Here is a 12825-nt window from a genome sequence, read left to right as displayed (position 1 = left end):
GCATCATGGATCTCGCAACACTCTGGTTCTTCATCGTCGCCTTCTTCTTCGTGGGCTACTTCGTGCTCGACGGGTTCGACTTCGGAGTCGGCATGTCGCTGCCGTTCCTCGGCAAGGACGACGTCTCGCGCCGTCAGGTCATCAACACGATCGGTCCGGTCTGGGATCTCAACGAGACCTGGGTCATCGTCGCCGGCGCCGTGCTGTTCGCGTCGTTCCCCGAGTGGTACGCGACGCTGTTCAGCGGGTTCTACCTGCCGCTGCTGCTGATCCTGCTCGCGCTGATCCTGCGCGGCGTCTCGTTCGAGTACCGGCACCAGCGCGACAGCGCGAAGTGGAAGGCCGGCTTCGACCGGATGATCGTGATCGGCTCGGTCGTGCCGGCGCTGCTGTGGGGCGTCGCCTTCGGCAACATCGTGCAGGGCGTCGCGATCGACGAGAACCACATCTACGTCGGCGGCTTCTTCGCGCTGCTGAACCCGTATGCCCTGCTGGTCGGCGTCACCACGCTGCTGCTGTTCTTCCTGCACGGCGTGCTTTTCGTCGCGCTCAAGACCGACGGTCAGGTGCACGAGGATGCGCGGCGTCTGGCGAAGAGGGCGGCCATCCCGACCATCCTCGTGGCGGCCGCAACGGTGATCTGGACGGTCGCGATCGCGATGGGGCGCGAGGCTCCGCTGCTCTGGCTCGTCATCGGTGCCGGTGCGCTCGCGGCGGTCAGTCTCATCGCAGCTGTCGGGCTCTCGCTCGTTCGGCGCGACGGCTGGGCGTTCTTCTCCGGCATGCTCACGGTGCTGTTCGCCGTGGTGATGCTGTTCGCCGCCCTGTTCCCGTTCGTGATGCCGTCGACGATCGACCCGGCCTACAGCCTCACGATCGCCAACGCATCCAGCACCCCGTATACGCTGCAGATCATGAGCTGGACCGCCCTGATCGCGATGCCGCTCGTGCTCGCGTACCAGGCGTGGACCTACTGGGTGTTCCGTAAGCGCGTCACCCGGAAGTCCATCGAGGGGGCTCCGGCGCACGCGTGAAACCCGTCGATCCGAGACTGTTGCGCTACGCGGGTGCCGCGAGGGGGTTCCTCGCGGCATCCGCGTTGATCGGCGTCGTCCAGACGGCGGTCGTTATCGTCTTCGCCTGGCTGCTGACGGATGCCGTCACCGGGGCGATCGCGGGGCGTGACGTCTCGGCATCCCTGATCTGGTTGCTGCTCACGGCGCTGCTGCGCGGGCTGCTGATCGCCGCCTCGGATGCCGCGGGCACCCGGGCCGCCGCGAAGACCGGGATGCAGCTGCGCTCGGCCCTGATCTCCGCAGTCGGTCGATTGGGACCGGGGTGGCTCGCGCAGCGGAACCAGACCGAGCTCGCCGTGACCGCGGGACACGGACTGGAAGCGCTCGACGCGTACTTCGCCCGCTACATCCCGCAGCTCGTGCTGACCGTGATCGCGACGCCCGTGGTGGTGGCCGTGATGTGGTGGCAGGACTGGCCGAGCGGGCTCACCGCGATCATCACCCTGCCGCTGATCCCGCTGTTCCTCATCCTCATCGGGATGGCGACCCGCACCGTGCAGACGCGGCAGTGGCAGACGCTGCAGCGCCTCGCCGCCCGCTTCGCCGACACGGTGCAGGGGCTGTCGACGCTGCGGCTGTTCGGTCGTGACCGGCGGGCGGCCGACCGCATCGAGGTCACCGCCGACGAGTACCGCCGCGAGACCATGAAGGTGCTGCGGTTCTCGTTCCTGTCCGGCTTCGCGATGGAGCTGCTGGCCTCGCTCGCGGTCGCACTGATCGCGGTGTCGGTCGGGTTCCGGCTGCTGTCAGGCGACCTGACACTCGAGGTCGGGCTGTTCGTGCTGCTGCTCGCACCCGAGGCGTTCCTGCCGATCAGGCAGGTGGGGGTGCAGTTCCACGCGGCCGCCGAGGGGGTCGCGGCGACCGAAGACGTGTTCGAGGTGCTCGACGCGGCACGGGCCCGGGTACAGATGCAGGACGGTTCCACGGATGCAGGAGGAATCGCCGGCGAATCGTCCGGCATCCGTGATTCGATCCTGCAAGTGGCACCGGCGGGACCGGCGCATGCGGGAGCGCTCGTGGTCGAAGGGCTGCGCGTGCGGGACCTGCCTCCCGTGTCGTTCACCGCCGAGCCCGGAACGATCACGCTGATCGAGGGGCCGAGCGGCGCGGGCAAGTCCTCCCTGCTCGCGGCACTCCGGGGCGCGGCCGACTTCGACGGGATGGCCGCCTTCGCCGGGCGCGACCTCCGTGGGCTCTCCCCGGCGGCCTGGCTCGCCTGGGCCGGGCAGACTCCGGGGCTGATGCGGGGGACGGTGGCGGCGAACGTCGCACTCGGCGATCCGGAACCGGATGCCGACCGCATCCGAGTGGCGCTCGACGACGCCTGTGCGGAGGGCATCGACCCCGCCCTCGAACTCGGCGTGCAGGGCAGCGGTCTGTCGGGCGGTCAGGCGCAGCGCGTCGCTGTCGCCAGAGCGCTGTACCGTCAGGCGTCCGACCCGCGCCGGATGCTCGCGCTCGACGAGCCCTCGAGTGCTCTCGACCCCGACACCGAGGACCGGCTCTGGCGGTCGCTGCGCGCACGAGCGGATGCCGGGGCGAGCATCCTCCTGGTGTCGCACCGTCGGACCACGCGGCACATCGCCGACCACGTCGTCGTGCTGGGGGCGAACGCATGAGCGGATCGACACGTCGCGAACGGATCCGCGGTGTCCTGCAGCTCGCGCAGCCGCCGATCGGACGCTTCGTCCCCGGACTCGTCTGGGGCGTGCTGTCGGCCGCCGCCGCCGTGAGCCTGCTGGCGGTCAGCGGCTGGCTGATCGTGAGCGCGTCCATCGTCGACTCGCTCGTCCCGCTGTCGATCGCGGTCGTCGGCGTGCGGTTCTTCGCGGTGTCCCGCGCCGTCACCCGCTATCTCGAGCGGCTGAGCGGCCACGATGCGGCGCTGCGCCAACTCGCCTCGACGCGGGCCGATATGGTGCGGCGGCTGACCCCGCTCTCTCCGGCCGGTCTCGGCGCGACGGATCGCGGACAGATGCTCACGGCTCTGGTGGACGACGTCGAGAACCTGCAGAACCTGCCGCTGCGTGTGGTGCAGCCGCTCGGGGTCGCCGCGGTCGTGGCGGTCGGGGCCGTGGGCTTCATCGCATTCGTCTCGCCGCCGGCCGCCCTCACGCTGGCGGTGTGCCTGTTGGCCGCTGCGGCCGCGGCGATCGGACTCGGTTGGGTGTTCGGCTCGCGTGCCGAAGCGCTCGTGTCCGTGCGACGGGCCGAGCTCTCGGCCGCGCTGGTCGACTACTTCGGCAGCCTCGACGTGCTCCTGGCCTACGGTGCCGAGGCGCAGGCGCGCGAGCGGATCGCGGCGGCGGATTCCGCCCTGCGACGCGTCGTCGATCGCGCCTCATTCGCGCAGGCCATCGCCGCGGGTGTCGTCTCGGCGGTCGCCGGCGCGGCATCCGTGTGGGCGCTCGCCGCTGCCGCGCCCGGACTCGTCGACGGTTCCATCGACGGGCCCTGGCTGGCCGTCGCAGTCCTGGTGCCGATGGTGGTGTTCGAGATCTTCGGTGCGGTTCCGGTGGCCGCGGCGTCGTGGCGGAGCGTCCGCTCGAGCGCGGAGCGCATCGTCGACACGCTGCCGGAGCGGATGCCCGATGAGCTGCGGCCCGACGCGGGCGACGACGTCGAGCTCGACGGCACGCCGACGATCCGGATGCGCGGCGTTCACGCGAACTGGCCCGGCGGCGCTCCTGCGCTCCGGGGGGTCGACCTCGATCTGCATCCAGGAGAGCGGGTGCTGGTGGCAGGGCCGAGCGGCGCGGGGAAGAGCTCGCTGGCGGCCGTACTCGTCGGCTTCCTCCGCGTGCAGGGCGAGTACCTGATCGACGGGCAGGACGCAGCGGAGATGTCGGGGCCGGCGCTGCGTCGAACCATCGGCCTCTGCGAGCAGAGCCCCCAGCTGTTCGATGAGGACATCCGCCAGAACCTGCTCTTCGCGCGCGACACGGCGACCGACGACGAACTGTATGCCGTGCTCGACCGGGTCGGCCTCGGGGAGTGGGCCCGGGAGCGCGGTGGCCTCGACGCGAGGGTCGGCGACCGTGGCGTGCTCGTGTCGGGTGGTCAGGCGCAGCGCCTCGCGCTCGCCCGCGCCCTGCTGCGTGGGTTCCCCGTGCTGGTGCTGGACGAGCCCACGGCGGGAGTCGACCCCGACGCGTCCGACGCGCTGCTGCGCGACCTGCTCGAGGCGGCGGGGGAGCAGTCGGTGCTGTTGATCTCGCACGTGGCACCGCCTGCGGGCACGGTCGATCGCGTCGTGCGGCTCGAGGGTGGGCGCACGCGCTGAGCCGAGGCGCAGCTCCGGGGTCGACGCAGAACCCCTTGTCGAGCGGCAGCGCCAGGTGGATACTGGGCGCACTGCCGCGGCGGACCGGCCCGAGCCGGGAACGAGTCACCGCGGGAGATCTGCTGCGGGCGTCGATTAAACACGGTTCGGAGTGCACTTCACGACGACACTGCGGACGATACTGGATGTAACACGTTACATTGCGTCTTCTGAAGGGATCGTGCACGTGAAATTCGGGGAAGCACTCGCCAAGGACCTGTCCAACTGGAATCCGGAAGACGATGCCACGTGGGACAGATCCCTCGCCTGGCGCACGCTCTGGATCACGACCTACTCGCTGCTGCTCGGCTTCGCGACCTGGTACCTGGTCAGCGCGATCGCCCCACGGCTGAACGCCATCGGCTTCGACCTCGACCAGGGGCAGCTCTACTGGCTGGCGGCGATCCCCGGTCTGGCCGGCGGTCTCCTCCGCTTCGCCTTCATGTTCCTCCCGCCCATCGTGGGCACCAGGGCGCTGGTGGGATGGAGCTCGCTCCTGCTCGCCCTCCCCATGCTCGGGTGGACGCTCGCAGTGCGCGACACGTCGACACCCTATGCAGTGCTCCTGGCGCTCGCCTTCGCGGCGGGGATCGGCGGCGGCGTCTTCTCGGGCTACATGCCGTCGACCAGCTACTTCTTCCCGAAGCGCATGCAGGGCACGGCGCTCGGGCTTCAGGCCGGCATCGGCAACTTCGGCATCGGCGTCGTCCAGGTGCTGGTTCCGTGGGTGATCGGTTTCGGGCTCCTGGGCACCTGGTTCCTCGACCCGCAGTCCACTGTCGACGGCGGTGCGAACATGTGGCTGCACAACGGCGGCCTCGTCCTGATCCCCTGGGCGGTGCTGGCGAGCATCCTCGCTTTCGTCTTCCTCCGGCGCGTTCCGGTGCAGGCGAACTTCCGGGAGCAGCTCGATATCTTCCGTCTGAAGCACACGTGGATCATGACCGCGATCTACATGATGACCTTCGGTGCCTATGCGGGGCTCGCGGCGCAGATGGGGCTCATCATCGTCAACGTCTACGGCGGGTTCGAGAACGCGCCCGATCCGCTCGCCTACATGTGGATCGGTCCGGCACTCGGGGCCCTCGTGCGCGCAGTCGCCGGCCCACTGTGCGACCGGTTCGGCGGGGCGCCGTTCACGTTCATCTCGGGCATCGGCATGACGGCCGGGACCATCATCACGCTGTTCTTCCTCGCGCCGACGGACGTGAACGAGTTCTGGGGATTCATGGCCGGAATGATCACGATCTTCTTCTTCGCCGGCCTGGGCAATGCGGGCACGTTCAAGCAGATGCCGATGCTGTTCCCGAAGCGCCAGGCGGGCGGCGTCGTGGGCTTCACCTCGGCGGTGGCGGCGTTCGGACCGTTCATCGTCGGGATGTCGTTGTCGGCCGTCGCCCCGTTCGCGTTCTTCGTGATCTGCGGCGCCTGGTGCCTGTTCTGCACGGCGCTGACCTGGTACTACTACGCGCGTCCGGGCGCGCCCGCCAAGAGCTGACCGCACGATCTGAGAGTTGCGCCATGACACCGACCACGCATGACATCCATCCGGCCACCGATGGTCCTCTCGCCGACGCGCTGCTCGGCATGGGGCGCTTCCTCCGACGCGGCGAGGTCTCGGAAGACCTCCGGTCGCTCTTCCTCGAAGGAGGCCGCTCCGGCGACGTGTTCTACCGCGACCGGTGGGCGCACGACAAGGTGGTCCGCTCGACCCACGGTGTCAACTGCACCGGCTCCTGCTCGTGGAAGGTGTATGTCAAGGACGGCATCATCACGTGGGAGGCGCAGCAGACCGATTACCCGTCGGTCGGTCCGGACTCGCCGGAGTACGAGCCGCGCGGTTGTCCGCGTGGCGCGGCCTTCAGCTGGTACACCTACTCGCCGACCCGCGTGCGCTACCCCTACATCCGCGACACGCTCGCCGAACTGTATCGCGCCGCGAAAGCGCAGCACGGCGACCCCGTGACGGCCTGGGCGTCGATCGTCGACGATCCCGAGGCATCGCGGTCCTACAAGAGCGCGCGCGGCAAGGGCGGGCTCGTGCGCACCACCTGGGACGAGGCGCTCGAGATCGCTGCGGCGGCTCATGTGCACACGGTGAAGACCTACGGCCCTGACCGCGTCGCGGGCTTCTCTCCGATCCCGGCGATGTCGATGGTGTCGCACGGCGCCGGTGCCCGGTTCCTCAACCTGCTCGGCGGGTCGATCCTGTCTTTCTACGACTGGTACGCGGATCTGCCCGTCGCGAGCCCTCAGGTCTTCGGCGACCAGACCGACGTGCCCGAGTCCGCCGACTGGTGGAACGCGGGGTATCTGATCATGTGGGGCTCGAACGTGCCCGTCACGCGAACCCCGGATGCGCACTTCATGGCTGAAGCGCGCTACCGCGGTCAGAAGGTCGTCACTGTCTCGCCGGACTACACCGACAACACGAAGTTCGCCGACGAGTGGGTCGCGCCGCACCCCGGGACGGATGCGGCGCTGGCATTGGCGATGGGCCATGTCATCCTCACCGAGCACTTCGTGCACAAGCGCACCGAGCGTTTCGAGGACTACATGCGCCGGTTCACGGATGCCCCGTATCTGGTGACGCTCGAGCGGCACGGTGAGCAGCTCGTCGCCGGCAAGTTCCTCACCGCGAGCGACCTGGGTGGCGCGGAAGCCGCCGCCGTTCGCGCGGACTTCAAGACCGTGCTCCTCGACGAGCGCGGCGACGCCGTCGTGCCGAACGGGTCGCTCGGACACCGGTTCACGCCCGAGGACGAGGGGAAGTGGAACCTCGACCTCGAGGGCGTCGAACCTCCGCTCTCCATCGCCGACCTCGCGTCGTGGGATGGAGCGGCCGCCGAGGTCGCCCTTCCTCGGTTCGACCTCCCGCCCGAGGCCGGCGCCGAGCATGCGGGCGGTTCCGGAGTCGTCGTCCGCGGAGTACCGACCCGCGAAGTCGCCGGCAAGCTCGTGACGACCGTGTTCGACCTCATGCTCGCGCAGTACGGTGTCGGTCGCGACGGCATCCCCGGCCACTGGCCGACCGGCTACGACGACCCGACGTCTCCGGGCACACCGGCGTGGCAGGAGGAGATCACCGCGGTGCCCGCCGAGCAGGCGACGCGCATCGGTCGGGAGTTCGCCGACAACGCCGAACGCTCCGGGGGTCGATCCATGATCCTGATGGGGGCCGGGACGAACCACTGGTTCCACTCCGACACGATCTACCGCACGTTCCTGGCGCTGACGACGATGACGGGGTGTCAGGGCGTCAACGGCGGAGGGTGGGCGCACTACGTCGGTCAGGAGAAGGTGCGGCCCATCACCGGGTACTCGCAGTATGCGACCGCCGGTGACTGGAACCGCCCGCCCCGGCAGATGATCGGCACGGCCTTCTGGTACCTCGCGACCGACCAGTGGCGCTACGACGGGCTGCCCGCGGATCAGCTCTCGTCGCCTCTCGCACGCGGGGCCTTCGCCGGCCGCACGACGGCCGACTGCCTGGTCGAGTCGGTCAAGCGCGGATGGATGCCGAGCTACCCGACCTTCTCCCGGAATCCGCTCGACCTGTGCGACGAGGCCGAAGCCGCGGGCAAGGAGCCCGCGCAGCACATCGTCGACTCACTGAACGACGGATCGCTGCACTATGCCGTCGAAGACCCGGACGCACCGGAGAACTTCCCCCGGGTCGTGTCGGTGTGGCGGGCCAACATCCTCGGGTCGTCGGGCAAGGGCAACGAGTACTTCCTCAAGCACCTGCTCGGGACGGACTCGGCCATCCGCGCTTCCGAGACGGAGGAAGGCTCTCGTCCGCGCGACATCGTGTGGCGGGAGGACGCACCGGTCGGCAAGCTCGATCTGCTCATGACGGCCGACTTCCGCATGACCTCGACGACGCTGTTCTCCGACCTCGTCTTCCCCGCGGCGACCTGGTACGAGAAGTACGACCTGTCGTCGACCGACATGCATCCGTTCCTGCACTCGTTCAACCCGGCCATCAACCCGCCGTGGCAGACGAAGACGGACTACGACCTGTTCGGCGAGCTCGCCGAGCGATTCAGCGAGCTCTGCGAGGGGCATCTGGGTGTGCGCCGCGACATCGTGGCCTCCCCGCTGCAGCACGACACCCCCGACGTGATGGCGTACGCGCACGGCGTGGTCCCGCAGGACGTGCCTCTCGTGCCGGGCGTGACGATGACGAAGCTCGTCCCCGTCGAACGCGACTATCCCGCGCTCGCCGCGCGCTGGAAGTCGCTCGGACCGCTCACCGCGAAGCTGGGCATGACGACGAAGGCGATCACCTACCGGCCCGACAAGGAGATCGCGTCACTGGCGCAGTCCAACGGGGTGTTCCCGTCCGGGCCGGCCGCCGGACGTGTGAGGCTCGACACGGACAAGCGCGTGTGCGAGATGATCCTGGCGTTCTCCGGAACGAGCAACGGCCGGCTGGCGGTGCAGGGGTTCCGCGAACTCGAGAAGCGCACCGGACAGCAGATGGCCTTCCTCGCCGAAGAGGAGGAGGGCAAGCGCATCACGTTCGCCGACGTGCAGGTGCAGCCACGGAGCGTTATCACCTCGCCGGAGTGGTCCGGATCGGAGCATGGCGGGCGGCGCTACACGGCCTTCGCGATCAACGTCGAGCATCTGAAGCCGTGGCACACCCTGACCGGGCGCCAGCATTTCTATCTCGATCACGACTGGATGGAGGAGCTCGGCGAGAACCTGCCGACGTTCCGCCCTCCGCTGGACATGCACCGGCTGTTCGACGACCCGAAGGTCGGCGCGACCGGGCGGAGCACCCAACGAGGTGCGACGGGCCAGGCCGAGGTCGCGGTGCGGTATCTGACTCCGCACTCCAAGTGGTCCATCCACTCGGAGTACCAGGACAACCTCTTCATGCTGTCGCTGTCGCGGGGAGGTCCCACCATCTGGATGAGCCCGCAGGACGCCGACAAGATCGGCGTGCGCGACAACGACTGGATCGAGTCGTACAACCGCAACGGCGTCGTCGTCGCGCGGGCGAACGTGTCGCACCGGATGCCGGAGGGCACGGTGTACATGTACCACGCGAAGGATCGCACGGTGGATGTGCCGATCGCCGAGACGAGCGGTCAGCGCGGAGGTATCCACAACTCCCTCACGCGCATCCTGCTCAAGCCCAGCCATCTGATCGGGGGCTACGCGCAGTTGGCGTGGGCGTTCAACTACCTCGGCCCGACGGGGAATCAGCGAGATGAGATCACGACGATCCGTCGTCGTGACCAGGAGGTCGAGTACTGATGAAGGTCATGGCGCAGATGTCGATGGTGATGAACCTCGACAAGTGCATCGGATGTCACACCTGCTCGGTCACATGCAAGCAGGCCTGGACCAATCGCACCGGTGTGGAATACGTCTGGTTCAACAACGTCGAGACCCGCCCCGGCGTCGGCTACCCCCGCAGCTACGAGGACCAGGAGCGCTGGGGCGGCGGGTGGACGCGGACGAAGCGGGGGCGCCTCAAGCTGCGTAGCGGCGGTCGTCTGGCGAAGCTGGCGCGCATCTTCTCCAACCCGAAGCTCCCCGAGATCCACGACTACTACGAGCCGTGGACCTACGACTACGACATGCTCATCAACGCGCCGAAGGGTGCGCAGGTGCCGGTCGCTCGGCCGAAGAGCCTCCTCACCGGCGAGAACATGAAGATCTCGTGGTCGGCGAACTGGGACGACGACCTCGGCGGCTCGATGGAGACCATGCAGGACGACCCGATCCTCCAGAAGATGAGCGAGCAGGTCGAGGCGGAGTTCTCGAAGGCGTTCATGTTCTACCTGCCGCGCATCTGCGAGCACTGCCTCAACCCGTCGTGTGTCGCCTCCTGTCCCTCGGGCGCGATGTACAAGCGTGCGGAAGACGGGATCGTCCTCGTCGACCAGGACCAGTGCCGCGGATGGCGGATGTGCGTGTCCGGCTGCCCGTACAAGAAGGTCTACTTCAATCACAAGACGGGCAAGGCCGAGAAATGCACGATGTGCTACCCGCGCATCGAGGTCGGCCTGCCGACCGTGTGCTCCGAGACCTGCGTGGGGCGGCTCCGTTATCTCGGGCTCGTGCTCTACGACGCGGACCGCGTGGCAGAGGCGGCGAGTGTGGAAGACGACAAGGCGCTCCTCGCGGCGCAGCGCAGCATCCTGCTGGATCCGAACGATCCGGCCGTGATCGAGCAGGCGCGACGGGACGGCATCCAGGAGGACTGGATCGAGGCCGCCCAGCGCAGCCCGATCTGGCGGCTGATCCAGGAGTACGAGGTGGCGCTGCCGCTGCACCCCGAGTACCGGACGATGCCGATGGTCTGGTACATCCCGCCCCTCTCTCCCGTCGTGGACGTGATCTCGGGTTCCGGCAACGACGGTGAAGACGCGCGCACGCTGTTCGCGGCGATCGACAAGCTCCGGATCCCGCTCGGCTACCTCGCCGAGCTCTTCAGCGCGGGGGAGAGAGGGCCGGTCGAGCATGCGCTCCGGCGGCTCGCGGCGATGCGCTCCTACATGCGCGGGGTCAGCATCGACGATGTCCGCGATGAGCGCATCGCCAAGGCGGTCGGTATGACCGGCGAAGAGGTGGAGGCCATGTACCGCCTGCTCGCGATCGCGAAGTACGAGGACCGCTACGTCATCCCCTCGGCCCATGCCGAGCAGGCGCACTCGCTGGAGGAGATGGCGTGCTCGCTCGACTTCGACGGCGGACCCGGCATGGGCGGGGCGGGGCCGTTCGGACTCTCCAGCGGGCAATCCGTTCCGGTCGCCGTGGAGAACTTCCACATGCTGGCCGACCGGCAGAGCGCGGACCGGCCGTCGACGCCCGGCCGTGTGAACCTCCTCAACTGGGATGGCAACGGCGGCACGGATGGGCTGTTCCCTCCGCAGTCGACAGGGCCCGTGCGCACGACGGGCAAGGGCGATCCCGACGGAGGGGACGAGTCATGAGCACGATCCTGCCGCGCGTGACCCCGCGGCGCGAGCTGCCGGCGGAGATCGCCCCGGTGGCGCTCTCCGCCGATCGGCGTGCGACCGCGCACATGATCGCGTCGCTGCTGCTCGACTATCCCGACGATGCCTGGTTCGCCCGGCTCCCGCTCCTGCAGGAGCGTGCGGCCGCTCTGCCCACAGCGATCGCGGAAGCGCTGACGGGGTTCATCGCGGCTGCGACAGCCGCGGGCACGACCGAGTGGCAGCGACGGTACGTGGTCACGTTCGACCTCAAGCGCAAATGCAGTCTCTACCTGAGCTACTACGCCACGGGGGACACCCGTAAACGAGGGACAGCGCTCGTCACGTTCCTCGAGGCCTATCGTGCGGCAGGGTGGGAGTTCGACGCGCAGGAGCTGCCGGACTATCTGCCGGCCGTGCTGGAGTTCTCGGCCCTGAGTGATTCGCCGATCGCGGAGGCACTCATCGCCTCGCACCGTGAGGGGATCGAGGTGCTGCGGGCCGCCCTCGAGGCGATGGGCAGCGAATGGGCCGCCGTGGTGCGTGCGATCACGCTGTCGCTTCCGCCCGTCGACGCCCGCACCCGGGAACGATTCCTCGCGCTCGTGAGCGAGGGGCCTCCCACCGAGACCGTCGGGCTGAGCTTCCTCGGTAACCTCGCGCCCTTCGCGCCGGTGTCGCAGCGAGGAGAGTCATGAACGCGGCGGGCTTCATCCTCTGGGTGGCGATCCCGTACGCGGCGATCGCCGTCTTCATCGTCGGCCACATCTGGCGCTACCGGTACGACAAGTTCGGCTGGACGACGCGTTCCACTCAGACATATGAGAACCGGCTTCTCCGCTGGGGATCTCCGATGTTCCACCTGGGCATCCTCATGGTCATCGCGGGACATGTGGTCGGGCTTCTCATCCCACGCGAATGGCTCTACGCGATCGGCATCTCCGAGGAGATCTACCACTTCGGCGCGACGTCGCTCGGAACGATCGCCGCGATCCTGACGCTCGCCGGCCTGGCGATCCTCATCTACCGACGGCGGACGGTCGGGCCCGTGTTCCTCGCCACCACGGCGATGGACAAGGTGATGTACGTGTTCCTCGGGGCGACGCTCGGCTTCGGCACCCTCGCGACGGTGGTGTTCCAGGTGTTCGGCTCCGGCTTCCACTATCGCGAGACGATCTCGCCGTGGATCCGGTCGATCCTCTTCTTCCAGCCGCAGCCCGAACTCATGACCGACGTGCCGCTGCTCTTCCAGATCCATGTCGTCACGGCTTTCGCGCTCTTCGCACTGTGGCCGTTCACGCGTCTCGTGCACGTGTTCTCGGCACCGGTCGGGTACCTGTTCCGCCCCTACATCGTGTACCGGTCCCGTGACGACCAGCGCGGTGCGCGGCAGGTGCGCCGCGGCTGGGACCCCGTGCAGGCACCGGATCCCGACAAGCTCCGCAAGCTCTAGGCCTCGGAAGGGACC

Annotated in this window: 8 protein-coding genes; all 8 read left to right on the top strand. The window is 68.5% G+C overall.

All coding sequences use genetic code 11. The features are described from left to right. Positions 1–5: 5 nt before the first annotated feature. Positions 6–1034: a cytochrome d ubiquinol oxidase subunit II gene (gene cydB, locus GZ67_RS0115655; RefSeq protein ID WP_029262438.1), complete on the top strand. Its 1029-nt coding sequence runs from the start codon at positions 6–8 to the stop codon at positions 1032–1034. Beyond that, complete coding sequence (cydD, locus tag GZ67_RS0115650) at positions 1031–2698, top strand: thiol reductant ABC exporter subunit CydD (RefSeq protein WP_029262437.1); 1668 nt, start codon at positions 1031–1033, stop codon at positions 2696–2698. Before cydB ends, cydD begins: the two co-directional genes overlap by 4 nt. After that, entirely contained in the window at positions 2695–4362 is a 1668-nt protein-coding gene (gene cydC, locus GZ67_RS0115645) for a thiol reductant ABC exporter subunit CydC (RefSeq protein WP_029262436.1), read from the top strand. Before cydD ends, cydC begins: the two co-directional genes overlap by 4 nt. 226 nt (positions 4363–4588) lie before the next feature. Next, positions 4589–5899 (top strand): MFS transporter, encoded by a 1311-nt coding sequence (locus GZ67_RS0115640; RefSeq protein WP_051662577.1) that lies wholly within the window; start codon positions 4589–4591, stop codon positions 5897–5899. 23 nt (positions 5900–5922) lie between these two features. Continuing rightward, positions 5923–9669, top strand: a complete 3747-nt coding sequence (locus tag GZ67_RS0115635; protein ID WP_029262434.1) for a nitrate reductase subunit alpha — start codon at positions 5923–5925, stop codon at positions 9667–9669. Continuing rightward, on the top strand, positions 9669–11354 hold the full coding sequence (narH, locus tag GZ67_RS0115630; RefSeq protein WP_029262433.1) for a nitrate reductase subunit beta: 1686 nt from the start codon (positions 9669–9671) through the stop codon (positions 11352–11354). The genes GZ67_RS0115635 and narH overlap by 1 nt, the downstream gene beginning before the upstream one ends. Beyond that, positions 11351–12055, top strand: a complete 705-nt coding sequence (gene narJ / locus GZ67_RS0115625; RefSeq protein ID WP_029262432.1) for a nitrate reductase molybdenum cofactor assembly chaperone — start codon at positions 11351–11353, stop codon at positions 12053–12055. The genes narH and narJ overlap by 4 nt, the downstream gene beginning before the upstream one ends. Further along, positions 12052–12810, top strand: a complete 759-nt coding sequence (narI, locus tag GZ67_RS0115620) for a respiratory nitrate reductase subunit gamma (RefSeq protein ID WP_029262431.1) — start codon at positions 12052–12054, stop codon at positions 12808–12810. Before narJ ends, narI begins: the two co-directional genes overlap by 4 nt. Positions 12811–12825: the final 15 nt, after the last annotated feature.

It is taken from the genome of Microbacterium sp. Cr-K20, from assembly GCF_000708325.1.
Taxonomy (GTDB): Bacteria; Actinomycetota; Actinomycetes; order Actinomycetales; family Microbacteriaceae; genus Microbacterium.
The sequence above is the reverse complement of the archived record's forward strand: the minus strand, read 5'-3'. Positions and strand labels throughout refer to the sequence as shown.